The sequence below is a fragment of the Anaerobutyricum soehngenii genome, from assembly GCF_009697165.1.
In the GTDB taxonomy this organism is placed as follows: Bacteria; Bacillota; Clostridia; order Lachnospirales; family Lachnospiraceae; genus Anaerobutyricum; species Anaerobutyricum soehngenii.
Window position 1 is genome coordinate 19691 of sequence record NZ_VULP01000007.1, and the last position, 20309, is coordinate 39999.

10 protein-coding genes and 1 other RNA gene are annotated in these 20309 nt (G+C 36.4%); 10 read left to right on the top strand and 1 reads right to left on the bottom strand.

Annotated elements, in window-relative coordinates:
• Positions 1-17: 17 nt before the first annotated feature.
• The 3 genes from FYJ25_RS04995 (at position 18) to FYJ25_RS05005 (ending at position 10745) form a co-directional block, all read left to right on the top strand.
• Entirely contained in the window at positions 18-1202 is a 1185-nt protein-coding gene (locus FYJ25_RS04995; RefSeq protein WP_154580706.1) for a DUF6128 domain-containing protein, read from the top strand.
• 61 nt (positions 1203-1263) lie between these two features.
• Entirely contained in the window at positions 1264-1779 is a 516-nt protein-coding gene (gene tadA / locus FYJ25_RS05000; protein WP_154580707.1) for a tRNA adenosine(34) deaminase TadA, read from the top strand.
• Positions 1780-1976: 197 nt separating this feature from the next.
• Positions 1977-10745 (top strand): leucine-rich repeat protein, encoded by an 8769-nt coding sequence (locus FYJ25_RS05005; protein ID WP_154580708.1) that lies wholly within the window; start codon positions 1977-1979, stop codon positions 10743-10745.
• Between the two features lie 190 nt (positions 10746-10935).
• On the opposite strand, the gene ffs is transcribed toward FYJ25_RS05005, so the two are convergent.
• An RNA gene (gene ffs / locus FYJ25_RS05010) (signal recognition particle sRNA large type) lies at positions 10936-11199 on the bottom strand.
• A gap of 282 nt (positions 11200-11481) precedes the next feature.
• On the opposite strand from ffs, the gene FYJ25_RS05015 reads away from it, so the two are divergent.
• From FYJ25_RS05015 to FYJ25_RS05045, 7 genes are all read left to right on the top strand, one after another.
• Positions 11482-11787, top strand: coding sequence for a hypothetical protein (locus tag FYJ25_RS05015; RefSeq protein WP_123864818.1), 306 nt, complete (start codon positions 11482-11484; stop codon positions 11785-11787).
• A 181-nt stretch (positions 11788-11968) separates the two neighbouring features.
• Positions 11969-14014 carry a lysine--tRNA ligase gene (gene lysS / locus FYJ25_RS05020; RefSeq protein ID WP_096238879.1) on the top strand — a complete coding sequence of 682 codons (2046 nt, stop codon included), beginning with the start codon at positions 11969-11971 and terminating at the stop codon, positions 14012-14014.
• A gap of 240 nt (positions 14015-14254) precedes the next feature.
• Positions 14255-14881 (top strand): hypothetical protein, encoded by a 627-nt coding sequence (locus tag FYJ25_RS05025; RefSeq protein WP_154580709.1) that lies wholly within the window; start codon positions 14255-14257, stop codon positions 14879-14881.
• 114 nt (positions 14882-14995) lie between these two features.
• The gene (locus FYJ25_RS05030) at positions 14996-16915 is read left to right on the top strand and encodes a DUF6020 family protein (protein WP_154580710.1); all 1920 of its coding nucleotides are present in this window, start codon (positions 14996-14998) and stop codon (positions 16913-16915) included.
• Between the two features lie 114 nt (positions 16916-17029).
• A complete protein-coding gene (locus tag FYJ25_RS05035; protein WP_154580711.1) occupies positions 17030-18157 on the top strand; it encodes a L,D-transpeptidase family protein in 1128 nt (375 codons plus the stop codon).
• Between the two features lie 20 nt (positions 18158-18177).
• Entirely contained in the window at positions 18178-19293 is a 1116-nt protein-coding gene (locus FYJ25_RS05040) for an acyltransferase family protein (protein WP_154580712.1), read from the top strand.
• Between the two features lie 17 nt (positions 19294-19310).
• Positions 19311-20294: an acyltransferase family protein gene (locus FYJ25_RS05045; protein ID WP_154580713.1), complete on the top strand. Its 984-nt coding sequence runs from the start codon at positions 19311-19313 to the stop codon at positions 20292-20294.
• Positions 20295-20309 lie beyond the last annotated feature (15 nt).

Below are 20309 nucleotides of genomic sequence, written 5' to 3' on the forward strand. Positions count from 1 at the left end.
GAAAAAGGAGTATCATCATGGCAGATTATCAACGGATACTTTCTTATCTGTATCGTTATGAAAAGTCAGAAAAAAAAGAATGTCTTGGATTTATTAAGGCAGAGCAAAAATCAGCTATTCTTAAGCTGACTATTCAGATAAACGATGAACGATTATTACATGGAATGGAATTAAAACTATGTTTCTATGAAAAGCAGGGAGAACACTGGGGAGTCCGAAAGATTGATTCGATCATAACAGAAGAAGATAAAGAGGAATTTCATCAAATATATTCTAAAGAGCAGCTTCCGGAAGGTTTCGATATAAAGAAACAGTCAGGTGTTGTGTTGTATTATCAGGAAGAATACTATTATGGAAGTGTCTGGATTGGTGAGGAAATCCCTGCAGAAGTGTTGAAATCATTGCAGTGGAAGAGAAAGGAAGAACCTGTAGATCATGTAGATTATGTAGATAATATTGATGATATTAATGACATCAATGCAGGCAATCTGGATGAAAACGTGGATCATACTGCTATGCGTAAGTTGGCTGAAAATACAGATGAGCGTATAGATGATATTGATATTAGTGAGCAGATTAAGAATGCAGATGATACGGATGTTAGTAAGCAGATTGAGAATGCAGATGATACGGATGTTAGTAAGCAGATTGAGAATGCAGATGATACAGATGTTAGCAATCAGGCAGAGAGTACAGATAATATTAAGGAGCAAGAACAGAATATAGCTAATTTTATTGCTGCAGATAACAATGATAAGATAGGCAATACTGGGTTAAATAATATGGAAGTAAATATGGATACAGACATAGAAGAAGTAAACGCTCCTGTGGATGAATTTGAAAAAATGTGGATAAACTCTGTAAAACAAGACCCTCCTGTGGATAATATTTTTAATACTGCCTTTTATGAAGGGTATAAAGTATCAATAGCAAAGCTAAAAAAGCTGGGAGAAGAAGCCAGACAGTTAGCAGATAATCAATTTCTTTTAAAAGGATATGAACGCTATAAGCATTTGTTAATGGGCAAGGTAAGATACGCAGGAGAAAAAAGATATTGTGTTGGAGTTCCTGGTATTTATGAGAATAGGGAAAAATATATGGCGGAACTTTATCAGTTCCCGATATTTTTATCGCTGACAGAGAATAGAATGAAAACAGGCAATTTTGGCTACTGGCTTTATCTTTTAAAGGGCAGGGAGTAAATAATCAGGAAAGGCCGTTATTTTTAGAGGAATGAGCAACTGGCAAACAGGAGAACATTTTATGAGAAAATACACAGAAGATGAAAAGTTTATGAAAGAGGCAATCAAGCAGGCAAAGAAGGCGGAAGCAATCGGAGATGTTCCCATTGGCTGTGTTATTGTCCATGATGGAAAGGTGATTGCCCGGGGATATAATAAACGAAATAAAGATAAGACGGTTCTTGCACATGCAGAGCTTCTTGCTATGAAAAAAGCGTGTAAAAAGCTTGGCGACTGGCGATTGGAAGACTGTACGATGTATATTACTTTAGAACCTTGTCAGATGTGTGCCGGAGCGATCGTGCAGGCACGTGTGACCAGAGTGGTTATTGGAAGCATGAATGCGAAGGCCGGCTGTGGCGGTTCCATTCTTAATCTTCTTGAAATGCAGGAGTTTAATCATCAGGTGCAGGTTGAAAGAGGAGTACTTCAGGAGGAATGTTCGGAAATGCTTTCTGCATTTTTCAGAAAGTTAAGAGAGATTCAGAAAGAAAAAAAGAGAAAAAGAAAGCAGATGCAGGAAGAAAATCAGGATTAAAAGAAAATCAGAGGCATTCTGGAAAACAGAGTCAGTTGAATATCTGACTCTGTTTTTTTTTTCTTCTTGTTGGAAAAGAATAAAAATACTTAATAAATATCAAGGAAAAAGGTGAATAAATGAAAAGAATATGATATTTTAAAGGTAGAAAAATTTGGATAGAAATTTAAAGGGGTATATGGAGAAAGGATGAAGGTATGAAGAAAAGAATAGTATCATTTTTGATGGCAGGAATGATTTTTATGATTTCACCATTGCAGGGGATTGCGCAGGTTGTTTCAACAGAGATTATAGAGGATACTTCCCAGGGAAAAGATATGACAAAAGTTTCTTCTGAGAATATGCAGGAGATAGATACGACAGAGGTTTCTTCTGAAAACACACAGAAGGAAGAATCTGATTTTGTTATTACAGATGGTATTTTAACTGAGTATACAGGGGAAAAAACAGAGGTTATGATACCAGATGGAGTAGCCAGCATTGAAGAGCATGCCTTTAAAGAGAATAAGGTTATTACAAAAGTAGTATTTCCAGACAGTGTGAAGACTATAAAGTATATGGCTTTTCAAAATTGTACTTCGTTGAAAGAAATTTATTTTGGTAATAAGTTAGAGCAGATTAACGGGAATGCTTTTTATGGATGTAAGACAGTGCAGAATATAACATTTACAGGTCTGACTGTGCCAACAATAACAAATAAGCAGGATTTTTTTGGAAGAAGTGGAGTAGTAGGCCTTGAACGTATTTATGTGGAAGCTGGTTGTTATGGAAGATATGTGGCGGCGTATGGACAGTCAATATCAGATAGTACAAGAATAATTGAATTAAAGTCAGATGATTTTGTTATAGAAAATGGAGTTCTGGTGAATTATGCTGGAAATGCTGAAGAAGTAAGGGTTCCAGAGGGAATAACAGAGATAGGAAGAGGAGCATTTCAGAATAACAAGACAATAAAGAAAGTGATTTTGCCAGATGAGGTTATAACAATAGGGGCATATGCGTTTGCGGGATGTAGTAGTCTTGAAAGTATAAATATGCCAAAAAAAGTAGAGGTAATAGGAGATAAAGCTTTTTATGGATGTGGGTCTTTAAGCGGAAGTTTGTTGTTGCCGGATCATCTTGTATCGATAGGAGCCAGTGCGTTTTACAATTGTACTTCTTTGACAGGAAATTTAAATATACCAGACAGTATAACAAGTATTGGGAAAAGTGCATTTTTCAATTGTAAAGGATACAATGGAACGCTTTGTTTGTCGGCAAAATTGACCCAGATAGAAGAATCTGCTTTTAACGGATGTAAGTTTACAGGGACGTTGAATTTGCCAGAAAGTATAAAAACAATAGGATATGGAGCGTTTTGGTCCAATAAATTTAGTGGAGAAGTAATAATACCCGATAAGACAGAAACGATAGGAAACAGTGCCTTTGCATCCTGTACAGAATTGGAAAGGGTTATATTTGGAGAAAATGTAAGTCGTATTGGAAGCTATGCGATTAGCGGATGTGTAAAGATAAAGACATTAACATTTAAAGGACTTACACCGCCATCACTTACTTGCTATGAGTTTTTTGGAAGTAGTAATGGTCCAGCTAATCTAGAAACAATCTATGTTCCATCTGGTACTTATAAGGCGTATCATACAGCATATGGAGCAGGAATGGGAGCAGGAGTCCGTCTTATAGAAGAGGGAGCTGATGACCTTATCATAGAGGGAGAATCGTTAGTGTCGTACATAGGAGATGCTGAAGAAGTAAGGGTTCCAGAGGGAATAACAGAGATAGGAAGAGGAGCATTTCAGAATAACAAGACAATAAAGAAAGTGATTTTGCCAGATGAGGTTATAACAATAGGGGCATATGCGTTTTCAGGATGTAGTAGTCTTGAAAGTATAAATGTGCCAAAAAAAGTAGAGGTAATAGGAGATAATGCCTTTTATGGATGTGGGTCTTTAAGCGGAAGTTTGTTGTTGACGGATCATATTGTGTCGATAGGAGCCAGTGCGTTTTACAATTGTACTTCTTTGACAGGAGATTTAAATATACCAGACAGTGTAACAAGTATTGGGAAAAGTGCATTTTTCAATTGTAAAGGATACAATGGAACGCTTTGTTTGTCAGCAAAATTGACCCAGATAGAAGAATATGCTTTTAACGGATGTAAGTTTACAGGGATATTGAGTTTGCCAGAAAGTATAAAAACAATAGGATATGGAGCGTTTGTGTCCAATAAATTTAGTGGAGAAGTAATAATACCCGATAAGACAGAAACGATAGGAAACAGTGCCTTTGCATCCTGTACAGAATTGGAAAGGGTTATATTTGGAGAAAATGTAAGTCGTATTGGAAGTTATGCGATTAGCGGATGTGTAAAGATAAAGACATTAACATTTAAAGGACTTACACCGCCATCACTTACTTGCTATGAGTTTTTTGGAAGTAGTAATGGTCCAGCTAATTTAGAAACAATCTATGTTCCGGGCGAGGCTCTGGAGATTTATAAGAGTAAATGGGGTTCTTATGTTGGAAGTAATGTGACATTTTCTTCTGATTTTATGACGACAAAGGTGGGAAATCTTTGCATAGAATATGCATTCAGTCACAGTGTGAAGTTAAAATGGAATTCATCTTTGAGTGAAAAGATACAGGGATATCATATTTATCGTGATGGCGTTTTGGCAGGTACAGTGAAAGACTGTAGTTTTTCAGAGGATAATCTGAAAATGGGAAGTTATACCTATGAAGTGGCAGGATATACGGAGAGTTTAGATGAGGATAAAGAAAGTGTACAGGAAACAGCAAGAGCTTCTCTTAATGTGACACTGAAAGAGCCAGAAGTAACGAAAATTTATACGGAATATGATGGAAATAAACTTTGTCAGGAAGGAAGTAATTTATATGCTTCTGTTAAGAATATAGGAAATCTTGGCTCTAAAGATGAAAAGACAACATGGGGTAGATTTTATTTGCTTCAGAATGGAAAGAAAACACCGCTATGTAATGCGATTACAGAAAAACATTATAAGAGTGAAGATCATGCAGTATATCAGATGTCATGGGATATTCTTGATGTAAAGGATGGAATATATACAATTATATTTGAAATAACAGATGCTGATGGAGAAACAGGAAGTGCAACTGCAGAAGTAGAGATTGATCGATCTGCGCCTGAAAGAATTTCCAAAATAACAGCGCTTGGAGATGTCAATAAAATTGTTCTGTCATGGAGTCTGGCACACGAGCTTGAGACAAATTGCTATTATATTTATCGAAAAGCAGAAGATGAGAATCAGTATACTCGAATTAAGAAAATATATGGAAGGGATACCGTTAGTTATACGGATGTAAAGGCAACTCGTGATGTAAAATATGAGTATTATATTACTGCGGTAAATACTATGGGCAGGGAAAGTGAGCCGTCAGATGTTGTGGCGGCAAAGCCTTCAAAAGATGAGGAAAAACCAAGAGTTGTACAGATGAGTCCGGAAAATGGCAGTGCAGTCAGTGGTGTGCAATTTATTTCTGTACAGGCAGAAGATAATATAGGGGTAGTAAAGACAGAGATACAAGTTTCAGAAGATGAGGGCCAGTCATGGGAAAAAGTTGGAGAGAATACATCGGGAAATGGAAAGATTGCTTTAGATACCAGAAAGTATAAAGATGGAAAGCTTCTTGTAAAGGGGCTTGCATATGATGCGCAGAGTAATGTTAGCACAGGGCTTTCTTATGCCTACAGAGTAGACAATACAGGCCCGGAGCAGGTAAAGGGATTATCTGGCGAAACGACCTCTACTACAGCGACACTTCGTTGGAATGATGTTGCAGATAAGGATTTTTCTTATTTTCGACTGGAAAGAAAGCAGGAAGATGGGGTATTTAAGAAAGTACAGGATATTTATAACACACTTGGAGTAAACCTTACTGATTTGACAGCCAATACGATATATATTTATCGTGTGGTGGCATATGATCAGTGTGGAAACAGAGGAATAGAATCTGAAGAATTAAAAATAAAAACAGCGGAAGATAAGGAAGCCCCACAGATTGTTTCTATGAATCCTGCTGCAAATTATTATAAAGATAGTATTCCGCTTAAAATTAGTATCAAGGATGACACAGGGGTAGATTCTGTAAGAATTCAGGTATCAAAAACAAAGGCAGACTGGATTGATGCAGGAAAGATTTCTTTTGAAAATAAAAGAAAAAAGGAAACTGCGGAATACACATTGGATCTTACAAATTATGATGAGGGCAGTATTTTTGTACGGGCAGTTGCAGTTGATATATTAGAAAATGAAATGGAAAAAGACATTCCATTCATAGAATATATTGTTGATCGTACAGCACCGTCTGTTCCGAGAGGATTAGAAATGGATGTTTCTAAAGGGCGAATTGAACTTAAATGGGAACAGAATAAAGAAGAAGATATTAGTAGTTATGTGCTGTATCGTTCTATTGATGGAGAAAATTATGAAAAAATCGCCGATGATATCCAATATTTGAATTACTGGGAAGCAAATGCTGAAACGGGACAAAAATTTTGGTATCAGTTAGCAGCAAAAGATAAAGCAGGTAATGTTAGTGAGAGAACAGAGGCGGTCTCAGCAGTTGTTCCAGAAGATGAACAGGCACCGGTAATGGAAAGCAGCCTGATAAAAGATAGGGATATTATCGGAGGAGATAATAAAACTTTTCGTATTCTGGTAAGTGATAATGATAAGCTTGATACGGTAAGTGTTTCATATACGATTGGAGAGTCTTCGGATAAGAAGTTGCTTTTCCAAGAGGTGGAGTTAAATTGTAGGGAAAAACTGCTGGAGAAAACATTGCCTATTGCACAGTGGACAGATGGTGAGAAGATAATTTTTTCTGTGACGATTACAGATAAAGCAGGGCACACGACAGTTTGTAGTGATATAGAATGTACCGTGGATAGAACAGCTCCTGAAATTATTTCTTTTAAAGCATCAGAGCAGGAAGAGTCTATTCTACTTACCTGGATAGGAAAGCAAGAAAAAGATTTAAAGGAATATCAAATTTATCGTAAGACGATAGAAGGCAAATATGTTTTTATTAATACGGTTACGGCAGATGATTCAGAAGAGTATACTTATGAAGATCATGAGGCAAAACAGGGAGAAACCTATGTATATAAGATAAAAGCTTGTGATAATGTAGGAAATTTCAGTGAAAAAGAAAGTGAGAATATCTGGAGAAAAAATAAAGTATCAATACAAGCGGTTTTGTCCTGTGAAAGTTGGATGGAACAATCAGTAGAATATGCTTTTCGTGCAGATGAATCCAAAGCAGATAGTGGAATCATTTCTTATATATTTGACTTTGGAGATGGAGAGCAGGTTACATCAGATAAACCTGTTACGAAGCATAAATATGCAGAAACAGGAAATTATAAAGTGATTCTAACAGTGGAGGATAAGGAAGGAAATCAATCTGTAGTTGAAAAGACAGTACAGGTGGAAGAGGCGAAACTTATTGGAACACTTAAAGTAAGGGTATATGACAGTGATGGAGATGTTTTATCTAATGTTCCAGTGTATTTTGATATGGATCATACCATGGAAAATAAAAAATATACAGATGAAAGAGGTTGTGTAGAATTTGTTGGTGTATCTCAGAAATATGCAGTTGGCGTATATACGGATGGATATCTTCCTGTGAAAAAGAATGTGCTTGTTCAGGCGGGAGATAAGACGGAATTAAAGGTTACATTGACAAAACAAGCAATAGTGAGCGGAAATTTCGAAATAAACCGCATGACTTTAGATGAGATTATGGCAGCTAAAATTGATACAGCTAATCCAGAAAATCAGTATGTTTCGAAGTTTACGGTACGTATGATGTATCAGGATACACCGGTGGAGATGTCAGGGTATGTAAATGATAGTGGACAAATGATTCGATCGGATAATTCGCAAAAAATGGTTGTGGAAGATACTAATGGAAGACATTGTGCCAGAAAGCTGGAATGTTTTGTGCCTCAATCTTCAAAAAATTCTAAAATTATAGCAATAATTGATACTCCGGTGACAGCATCCTGCTTGAAAGAATTTTTTGATGTCCGGCTTTATATTTTTAATCAGGCAGATGGAGAGTTTGTATTAGAAGATAATACAACAACATTAAATATTCCGGAGGGACTTTCTATAATCCAAGGCAAGAATACAAGATTTGACAGTCTAAAGGGGCAGGGACAACAAGAAGTTGACTGGATTGTACGAGGAGATCAAAAGGGTTCTTATGATTTGTCTGTAGATTATCGAGGAACATTAATGCCATTTACAGAACCGGTAAAAGCAACATTTAAAACTAGCGAGAAAATACAGGTATATGGTACAGAAAATTTATCCGTAAATTTTGAAGTAAATAAGACCATTCGAAATAATGTTCTGTATTTTAACCTGTCAGTTACGAACAAGAATCCGGTAGATGTTTATATTACTTCATTGGATATTATTGATAATGTGTTAAAAAGCAATCAGAATGCGAATACTTTGCCGGAAGGTTTTCCATTAAATACTTCAGGATCTGAGAAAGGAATAAAAATCTTAAAGACTTCTCTTTCGGATAAGAATAATATAAGATATTTAAAACCAGAGTATGAATTAAGTGTTCTTAGACCGGGACAAACATTTAAAAAATATTATGCATATTATGATGTGATTAATTATGATGGAACAGCCTTTCTTGGATGGATAAAAAGTAAGTTTGAAAAGATGGATATTCCAGTAACTCTGTCTTCCACGGAAATGAATTTCTATAGTAAAAATAATGCAGAGGAAAAGAAAAAGTCAATTTTAACAGAACCGGAAAAAAGAAAGCTTTATGAGTTTATAAAGGACAGTAAAAATGAAAATTTCTATTACTATATGCAAGCTCTTGCAGATAGTGAGGATGATGCCAAGAAGTTTGGAGAGGCTGTGTATCGTACAACAGACTGTGTTTTAAATTGGGACATGAGTTTGATAACAAATAGTGATATGAAAGATATTACAAGACAGTACGTAGTAAATCTTTTGACGGATGAATCTATGCAAAGTAATGTTGTTCAGAAGGTTGATACGAAATATATAAAGATAGCAAGTGCCGTACTGAGTGATATGCAAAGTGTTGCATCTGATTCGAGTACGACTGATGTAGAAGAACTCAGCAGTTTTATATCAAATACGAGTACGATTAACACACTGGCAGAAGCGATAAAAGGAGGAGGAGAGAAAGGATTAAAAGAAAAGCTTTTAACATTAGCAGGATCTACAGCGGCAACAGAAGCAGTAGCGAATGTTATTCATACATATTGTAATGATAATAATCATTTTCTTGCACAGGCCTTTCAGGCGTCGGTAACAGAGAATTGTGGAGCTTGTAAAAAGATTATTGGACAGGTTTCTAATGGGATAACAGCATGGAATAATTCGGCAGAATTTATTAATCAAATGGTAACTATCAGTGCCAATCAGGAAGAATCCCTTAATTGTATTGACAAGCTGATGAGTTCTGAATATATAAACGATGTGGTTTATGAAGAACTTGGAAATATCAGGGATCAGATTAATAATGGGTATAAAAGCCAAGCAGATAAATTTGTATCAGAATATGCCAGATTATCATTAAAAGCACAGGGACAGACATTATTAAACAAAGGATTAAATCTTATAGATGAAACATTTTATGGTGGACATTATGCGACACCGGTATATGCTATATTAAAAATTAGTTTTAATCTGGGAGACAGTCTGTTTGAATGGTCAGATAATGTAAGTAATTTGCAAAAACTTCGTGTTGCGGCATCTCTGACATATTCGCTGAAAAGTCGTTTGAGGGAAGAAGAGAAGGATGGAGGCGATCCAGAAGAGTTTTTAAGTACATTAAAGTATTTAATTAAAATGAGGCTGGAAGGAGAAAAAGCCTATATTGAATCAGTAAAGGATTCAGGAAAAAAAGAGCAGGTTTTAAAAGCGATTAATAAAGAATTGGGAACAAGCTTTAGCTTGTTGGATGAATATTATAACTATATACAGACACAACTGATATCATATAGAGATACTCTTTTTGGAGAGATAACAGATAGGCTTGATGTTGCTGCTGCACCGGATGTTTCTATTGATTATACAAATGAATGTACGGATAAAGAGGTTAGTCAAAATATGGAATATAGTTTTGATGGAGTAAACTGGACAACTGGTACAGGAATAAAGCTTGTGTTGACACCAGGAGAGGCAAGCCGACATTTATGGATAAGACAGAAGGCAGATTCTGCAGGGCTTACAGGAAATATAAAGAAAATTTTGATTCCGACGAGACCGGTTATTGATGGAGAAGTAAAAGCAGAGTATCAGAATGGAAAGATTACATTTACCGGATTAGATGACGGAGTATACAGTATAAATGGGGTTCAGAAAAATATGACTGTGTCATCTGGTGTGGGAGTAGCAGAAGTAGCTTCCTTTATAGAGAATGTGCAAATTCAAAGGATGGCTACAGTAAGAGAATTCGCGTCCCGAACAAGAAAAGTTACTGTAGTAAAAGCAGAGGAAAAGCCGGATGTACAACCAACAACACAGGAAAAATCGAATACTGGGTCATCGAAGGATGAATCAGCAGAAGAAAAAAAGCAACCGGGAAGAGTAGATAAGACTGTTGATAAAACGGTACAAAAAAGTGTAAAATTAAAAAAAGCAAAAATTATTTCTATAAAGAAAAAGAAGAATACATTAACTATTAAATGGAAGAAAGACACCAATTCATCTGGATACGAAATATGGTATGCTACAAAGAAAAATTTTAAGAAGGGCCTGAACAAGAAAATTATTAATTCTCCAAAAAAGAGTTCGATTAAGTTGAAAAAAATAAAATCGAAAAAAGTATATTATATAAAAATTCGGTCATTTAAAAGATTATCGAATGGAACTGTAGTATATAGTAAATGGAGTAAAGTAAGAAAACAAAAATAATTCAGGTAAATATAATATTATGTAACTCTGTGAATTTTCAAGAATAGCTACAATAGAATCAACAGAAGAATTAATAGAGAGTTTTTGCTTTAGTAAAAGAATTAAGAAAGCGCCACAAGATGGAATATTATTAAAAATCCATTCATGTGACGCTTTCTGTTATGTGAATATAAAAATCGAATTATTAAAACCGTGCGGTCAGCTTTGTATGCTTACCAACAGACGTTACCTCTACAGTTAGCTCGAACCAGGCACCCTCACGGCACACAGGAGAGACTCCTTAGTGCTGCTCCGTTCCCGACCTGACACGGTTCAGAGATTCCTGTTGCGCGAGACCCAATTGTCAACACCACTTATAAAGGGCAGCTCCATCAATAAGACATCCGAGGCTGACCATCACTCCTGCTATAGCGGATTTCAGGTACAGGACGCCGCTAACTTCCCAGCTGCACGGTAAATATCAGTATAAAGGATTTTACCAGTTATGTCAATGAATATTTTGTATTTTATTTGTTGAAATGGGCATTATATCGGATGGGATGCGTATCTCGCAGCAAGAGTGCTGAAAAATTCTTGAAAATAGCAAAGTAAATAGTTAATTTATGCGTAAGTAAAAATAATTATTCAAAGTAAAATATTGACACGAATCCGAGGCTGTGTTATGCTTTTTTTGTGTTTAAAAGTTAGTATGGAAATTTAGTATAGCTTGTGTCTTAAGCAGAAAGGCAGGGAAACATTGCAGGGGAATGTTATAGATTCATGGGAAGAGAGATTTCGGCTCACGTTAGACCATTTTCGTAATGAGAACATGGCAGATTTTCGGAAGAATTCCGAAGCATACAGGCGTTTAGTAAGAGAGGAAGAAGAGGCGTATGCCAAGCTTGATACGCTGAATCTGACAGAGGAGCAGAGAGAGATTATAGAAGAGGCTTTTGAAGCACAGAGTGCGGCAGAGGCAGAGTATGCGACAGAAAGTTATTTTTGTGGAATAGCAGATTGCATACGATTTTTGAAATATATCGAGGGACCAAGGGGTGAATAGTACGATTTTTCGGTGATTTTCTTATATTTTTCTTGAAAAGACGTATAGGGTTTGCTATAATGTTTTATTGACTATGGGCTGAGGCAGATGCCCTTAAAAGCCTTTATAATTAATGAAGATAGATAGCACACTGGTGCTGCTGAAGACAGATTTCAGTACAGGAAAAGTAGGAGGAAGAAGAATGCATTGGTCTGAGAAGATTGCAAAAGATATTATTAAGAGATCTCCGGACAAGGAAGAGTACGTTTGTGCAGCGGGTATCAGCCCATCCGGATCCATTCACATTGGTAATTTCAGAGATATAGCTACAAGTTATTTTGTATATAAAGCGTTGATCAAGCAGGGAAAGAAAGCCCGCCTGTTATTTTCATGGGATGAGTTTGACCGTTTCAGAAAGGTACCTGTTAACGTTAAGGAGATAGCTCCTGAGTTAGAGAACGAGATTGGTAAGCCATATGTAGATGTAAAGGATCCTTATGGATGCTGCTCTTCTTATGCAGAACATTTTGAAAAGGAATTTGAAGCATCTCTTTCCCGTTTTGGAGTAGAGGTTGATTTCCGTAGACAGAGTGAGAATTATCGCAGCGGAAAGTATGCGAAGTATATTATCCAGGCAGTACAGAAGAGAAAAGAGATTTTTGATATTCTTGATAAGTTCCGTCAGCAGGTAGCAACAGAAGAAGAGAGAGAAGCATATTATCCGGTAAGTATTTACTGTCCGGTATGTGGTAAGGATGAAACAACAATCATATCCTCTTCTGAAGACGGAGTAACATGTGAATATACATGTAAGTGTGGACATAAGGGCACATGGGATTTCAGTAAGGACTTTAATTGTAAGCTTGCATGGAAGATTGACTGGCCTATGCGCTGGATGATCGAAGGTGTTGACTTTGAGCCGGGCGGAAAGGATCATGCCAGCCCAGGAGGAAGTTATGATACAAGTAAGATCATCGCGAAGAAGATTTTCGGAGCGCAGGCACCTATGTTTAAAGGATATGAATTCGTAGGTATCAAGGGAACAACTGGTAAGATGTCTGGTTCTACAGGTCTTAATCTTACACCGGATACATTACTTAAGATTTATCAGCCGGAGATGATTTTATGGCTTTATTCTAAGTCAGAGCCGAATAAGGCATTTGATTTCTGCTTTGATGACGAGATTTTACGTCAGTATTTTGAGTTTGATAAGATGCTTAAGGTGTATCAGGCAGGTAAGGGCAAGAACTATGATTATATTGAAGGCATCATGCATAACTGTATGATCGAGGGTCGTGAGATTCATCCGGTACCAATGCAGCAGATCGTAAACTTTGGTTCTGTTGTAGATTTCAATGCAGACATGCTTGAGACGGTATTTGAAAAGATTGGTACACCATATAAGAAAGAAGAGTTTGCAGAGCGTCTTGAGCTTGCGAAGTACTGGTTAGAGAAGTGTTCACCAGAGAACATGAATACACTTCTTGGATACAGAAACTGGGATTTCTATAATACACTGAATGAGGTGGAGAAGAAGGAGATTGAGTTATTACATGACTTTATCGCTAAAGGTGAATATGATTTAGATGCTCTTAACAGCTTTATCTATACGATTCCTAGAGAGGCAGACCCAGACTTCCAGGAAGAGAATAAGAAGGCAGCACAGGCACAGTTCTTTAAGAACGCATATAATCTTATGATTGGTAAAGCCGCGGGACCAAGACTGTATTTATTCCTGTTTGCTGTAGAACCACAGAGATACCTTGGACTCCTTGATTTCTCTACTCCACAGACAGAAGAAGAGAAGGTTCTTGCAGCAGAAGCGAAGGCTGAGGCAGAGAGAAAAGCTGCAGAAGAAGAAGCCAGAAGAAAGGCTGCTGAGGAAGAAGAAGCCAGAAAAAATGCAATTGCACCGATTAAGGAAGAGATTACAATTGATGCGTTTGATAAAGTTGATATGCGAGTATGTAAAGTTATTAACTGTGAAGTTGTAAAGAATGCAAAGAGACTTTTAAAACTTACATTATTTGATGGATTAGATGAAAGAATTATCGTATCTTCTATTCGTGACGATTATACACCAGAAGAACTGATCGGAAGAAAGATTATTGTAATCGCGAACTTAAAGCCGGTGAAGTTTGCAGGTGTGAAGAGTAACGGTATGCTTATCGCAGCCAGCGGAGATGATTTCGGATGTAAGATTATCTTTGTAGATGATTGTGTACCAGAGGGAACAGCAATTCATTAAGCTGCTGATACCAGGGTCAAAATATTTTTTGACCCCAACATTATTTGATCATAGAATTTAATATTGAATTTAGTATTATAAGACATAAATTCATCACCTTTCCGGGATGATTTGTTAACAAAATCGTAACAAATGTTGCAAAAGTTACAGAATTATTAAATTTGTACTTGACTTTTGTTAATAATTATCGTAGAATATGTTACAGAAAGTTAAAAACACCGCACTGGAAAGGATTTATACATGAAGTTAACATATTTTGCAAACTGGAAATCATGCCTCCGCACATTAGTTTTAACGATGATGGTAATTGTAGCAGTGCTTGCAGTTAAGCCGGCAGCTGTACAGGCAAAAGCATCTGATTATACAAAGGATACAGAAGGCTGGATTGAGGCCTGTCAGAAAGTCGGAAGAGACTTAACAAAATACAATTTTACATACGGAAGCCATAATAAGCCAACTCTTTCAGCAAGTATCAAACATGGAAGAAGAGCAAACTGTGCATCATATGTTTCATGGTGTCTGCAGGAATTCGGAGTACTGAAGAAGGGACAGACTTTTTACACTCGTGGAGGAAGAATTCATAAGAGATTTAAATCCTGGAGAGGAAAAGTTAAGATTATCAAAGTAAATAAAAAGGCGAAGGATGTTAAGTTACAGCCTGGTGATATTATTGGATGGAGAGATATCGTTCACACTAATATTTACGTTGGTAAGAATGGCAAGGGACAGAAACTTTGGTTAGATGGAGGTTCCGCAGGAACTCGCAGAGGACGAGTAAGACGTTATTATTCTGCAGATAAGATTAAGACTTTTAGTTATTTAAATAAACATAAGATTTCTTTTATTATCCGTATTAAAGGATTGTAAAGATATTAAAAAGCGTATAAGTTTATGTTGAAGCTTATACGCTTTTTGTTTTTTTCAGAAAAAAAGTGAGTAGAGAAGATACTCTTCTAAGAGACTAGTGAGGAGATAGAAAACATGGTCATTCGTTTTATCATGAGTTTTCTTGCTACGTTAGCATTAAATATACGGTTTGATATTCCACAGGATATGAACCATTTGGCCAGCGAAAGCAAGATGCTTAATATATTTTATAATTTTCAAGGAAGTCTGACCGGTACGATGGCAGCGGCAACGCTGGTATTTGTCTTGTTGTGTATTATAGAGAGATATCTTTATAAAAACAAAACAAAAGTACATAGGACACCGGTATTATTTCTTATATGTTTTTGTATTGCGGTCGTATGGGTGATGGGAGAAAGTTTTTACAGGGTAAATTCCCTTGCATTATTGCATATGGGAACAGGACAGATGGTGAAAACGCTTGTCTATGTGACAGGCATTACTTGGTTCCTTTCTGAAATGTCAGCTTTGCTTGATCTGTTTTTACAGTCTGGATGGGATTGGCTGCCAAAGAAAAAAGTGTTTTTCTGTGATGCCTACAATAAGCATCCATTTAAAGTTTCTGTTTTAGTATTGTTTGTATGCTGGCTGCCGAATTTATTATTATCTTATCCGGCGACCATGTGCATTGATGTGTGGAATCAGATGCTGCAATCTTTTGGATTCCAGAGATTCACGACACATCATCCACCGGCACATACTGTTTTGGCAGGAGCTTTTGAGAGAGTAGGATTACTGCTTGGAAGTGCGAATCTGGGCTTGTTTTTATATATTTTATTTCAGATAATCTTATTTGCGCTGATTTTAGGATATATGTTTTATACAATGAAGGAGCTTGCTTCACCAACATGGTTAAAAGTTACAGCATTTATTATTGCTGTTTCTTCGCCATATTATACGCAGTATATCGGAATGATCGTAAAGGATACGATATATTCTTATTTTATATTGCTTTTTGTCATTGAGCTAGTGTACATACTTTTATTAAAACAGGAATATTGGAAAAGTAAAAAGCATTGTTTTCTTTTAGCAGCATCAATGATTGGCTCTGTTTTGTTTAGAAATAACGGAAAGTATATTATCTATCCGATGATCCTATTTATTTTAATTACAGTACTTTTACAGAATAGAAACCAGCGTACAGATCAAGAGGAGAATCAAGATACAAGTCGCATCAGAAAGAAAAGCAGACGGACTCGATATACGAAAACTTTTATGACAGCAGTCATGGTATGTCTGATTTCTGTTGCTGTTTCTTCAGGGGTTCAGAACTTTTTGACCAGACATTATAACATTGAACCAGGAGGGATTCAGGAAGCATTATCCTTGCCATTTCAGCAGACCGCCCGTTATGTGAAAGAGCATGAAGAGGAAGTAACGCAGGAAGAGAGGGAAGCGATAAAGGGAGTACTGGCATACAATAAGCTTGGTAAGTATTATAATCCGAAGATTTCAGATCCGGTCAAAGCTACCTATAAGAAAAGAGCAACGACAAAAGATCTGACAGCGTATCTTAAAGTGTGGGTGCAGCAGGGATTGAAGCATCCCGTCACTTATATAGAAGCAACAATGAATCAGAATTATTATCTGGTATATCCACTGGTAGAGAACAGTACCGTTTATGATACAACAGCGCCGGACAAAGTCTCCGCAAAGAAACTGGCAGAAAAGTTAGGGGTTCATGAAGTTCCGGTGATTCAAAAACTGGATAGATGGAGAACTGGATTTAATAAGGTGTTTTTTACCTTGCCTGTGTTTGGGCTTATAGCAAGTATGGCATTTTTTAATCTGATTTTAATCTATCTTTGCTACAATGGAATACGCAAGAAGATTCCACAGATGTTTTTGCTGGAGATGCCGCTTTTGCTTAGCGATGCGATCATTGTACTGGCGCCGGTTATTAAAGGACATCCAAGGTATGCATTTCCGGTTATCTACTCTATACCGATTGTATTTTGTGCATATTTATATTGGGCAGGAAAAAAGAATCAGTGAATCAGCAAGTAAGCTAAAAAAACGTAATAATTAGTAAAGACACTTGCTTGACTTTTCTTACACGAAACGATAAAGTAAAAGTATTAGCATATAAACAATTATAAGGAGGATTCTATGAAATTTACTAACGTAAAAAAGACCGTTTTAACGGGTGTTGTAATGGGTGCTGCATTATTTACATTTAATTTTACAGCATTACCTGGAAGTGTTAATCTCCCTGCAGTAGTTCAGGCAGCTGAAGCGAATTTTACAGGTGAGGAAGCAGGAAAACTTTATTTAACTGGACAGCTTTACACAGGTGCTGCATTAAAGGACGGTAAGCTTTACAACTATAAACAAGGTGTACGGGGAGCAGCCTATACAGGAACATTTACAGGAAAGTATCTGAATGTAAGTACAGGTGCACAGGTGCAGATTAACGGTGTATATTATCAGAATGGAAAAGTATTTTCCGGTGTTGCAGGCAGAAAGTATTATGTAAAGGGTCTGTTACAGAAGAAGTTTACCGGTTGGAAGAAGGTTGGCGGAAAGATTTATTACTTTACAAAAGGTGTTGCTCCTGCAAAAGGATTTAAGATGTTAAAGAGCTATACCGGTGGAAGCACGAAGTATAAATATTACTTTAAAGGCGATGGTTCTCTTTCTACAAACTTATTTAAAGACTGGGGATATAACAAGTGCATCAAGACAAAAATGACGATTGAGATTAATACAAAGACTCATAATGTTACATTTTATCTGTACGATAAGAAGACAAAGAAGTATATCATCCCAGCGAAGACAGTGCTTTGTTCTACATCTGCAAAGGCGAACGGAACACCTAGAGGACATTTTTTCTTAATGAAGACATCCGCAAAGAGATGGGTAAGAGTGCCGAATAACAATACACGTTTCTATCAGTGGGCCACACGTATTGCAGGAACTCCTACATTAGTTCACAGTAGTGTATATACAAAGTATGGTAATAACAAGGCATTATCTGCATCTTATTATAATAAGTTAGGAAACAGCAATACATCTTACTGTGTTCGTATGCAGGCGGTAAACGCAAGGATCGTTTATGATGTTGCAAAGAAGACACCAAAGAAACAGCGTACATGGATCAACATTGTAAAGAAAAATAAAAAGGGACCTTTCGGTATTGTTAAGTTAAAACATACTACAGGTAAGTTAAAGAATTCCAGAAAAACTGACCCTACAGATCCTGAATTATTCCCTGGAAATCCATTCTCCGTTAAGTAATTTTAGCAGGGGAAGTACGGATGAATACACAATTTTCTAAAAAAGATACAAATATCGTGAAGGGCGTTGCAATTATTGCAATGCTCTTCCATCATTGTTATGTAACCAATATTAATTTTAAGGCACATGGGGTATCGTTTGCACCATTTTCAAAAGGAACCGTTGTAACATTGTCTTTATGGGCAAAAGTCTGTGTTGGAATCTTTGTATTTTTAAGTGCCTATGGCATTACGATTTCTTTAAAAAAGCTATATGATCAGAATAAATATGAGAGACAGAATATTTCCTGGCTTACAATACGAAGAGTGTGGAAGATTCTGAGTGGTTTCTGGCCGATTTATATTCTTGCGATTGTTGGATGTAAAGTTTGGGCGCCGGAAAGCTTTACCGTATATAAGCAAGGCATGACTCGAATTATTTATATGCTTATTGATTTTTCAGGGTTGGCTCATATTTTTGGAACACCGACTTTACTTGGAACCTGGTGGTATCTTGGACTTGCATTTATGGAGATTATGCTGCTTCCATTTCTTTATTATGTGTATCGTAAATGTGGAGCATTTACTACGATTGCATTGAGTTATCTTCTGCCAATGGCATTATCATTGCCGATGAGCAGCAGTGTTGTACATTATCTTCCAGCTATGACGTTAGGTATCTGGTTTGCACAGGAAGATTTATTTCCTAAGGCTGTAGACTGGAGGATTCCACATACAGGGCTTATGATCACAAGGGTAGCAGAGTTTTGTGTACTTGCTGTGTTCATTCTTGGAACCGTATGGCTTAAGACTTCAAAGTTTGGAAAAGTGCATCCGAATGTTACCGATAGTGTAACACCATTAGCAGTTATTTTATTCACTTATCTTTTCCTTGCAAGTATACCGATTCTTCGGGATATGCTGTGTATACTGGGTAAATACTCAATGAATATCTTTTTATTTCATAACTTTATCCGTTCGCGATGGTTTGAGGACTTCTCATATTCTTTCAGATTCTGGTGGCTGATCGTTATTGTATTAGTAATAGACTGTCTGCTGTTTTCTGTTGTTATTGAATTTTTAAAAGAAGTTCTGCGATACAATCACCTGACGATAAAGATAGAAAAGAAGTTACATGGAATGATAAGTAACGAATAATAAAAGGAAAGAAAGTTATGGAGAATTCAACACAACAAAATAAAAAATATTATAACGAGATTACGATTGCAAAAGGAATCGGTATTCTTCTTGTTGTATTAGGACATGCTTTAAAGCAGACAGGAGTAAGTAATGTACCAGGGAATGCACTGATCAGTATAATATATAGTTTTCACATGCCTCTGTTCTTTGTGTTATCGGGATTTGTTTCTGTAAAGATTCTTCAGTATTCTAAGATGACAGAATACATAAACTATATAAAAAGCAGAGCAGCCCGTCTCCTGATTCCTTATTTTGTTATGGGAATTCTCTATATGCCTTTAAAATATTTTATGAACAGGTTTGCGATTAATCCATATGATTTTTCACAAAGCTGGAAGTTGATTCTTGGAGATAATCCGAATACAACGATGTGGTTTTTATATACCCTTTTCTGGGTGTCGGTAATCGCATTGATTTTACTGAGGCGCTCAGTGCTGTTACCGATGCTTATTATAAGCGCTATTCTTTCATGCACAGCCTTTATATTTAACTGGAGTTTCCGTATACCAAAGTATTTATTTTTCTTTATTCTGGGAATTTATATTAGAGATCATTATGAGAAATTCATAGAAATCAGAAAGAATAAGTTGATTTTTATTTTGGTGGCAATCGCATTTATTATATGTAATATAGTAAATTATCAGATGGGAAGAGGAGAATTTATTACTTCTGTTTCAGGAACAATATTATGTATGTGGTTTTCTCTTTGGCTTGTGGAGAAGAATGTAAAATGTTATGGCGTTTTGAAAAGTCTGGGTGATGCGAGTATGGATATTTATATTTTGTCAGACCCGGTACAGACGGTATCAAGATTAGCTTTATGGAACATATTACATATGCCAAATGTTTTGGTTATTATGTTATGTTTTGTGTCAGGAACAGGCATATCATTTATTGTAGCAAAGTATATTCTGCGCAGATTCAAAGTATTTCGAATTCTGCTGTTTGGAGAATGTTAGTACATAGTTATTTAT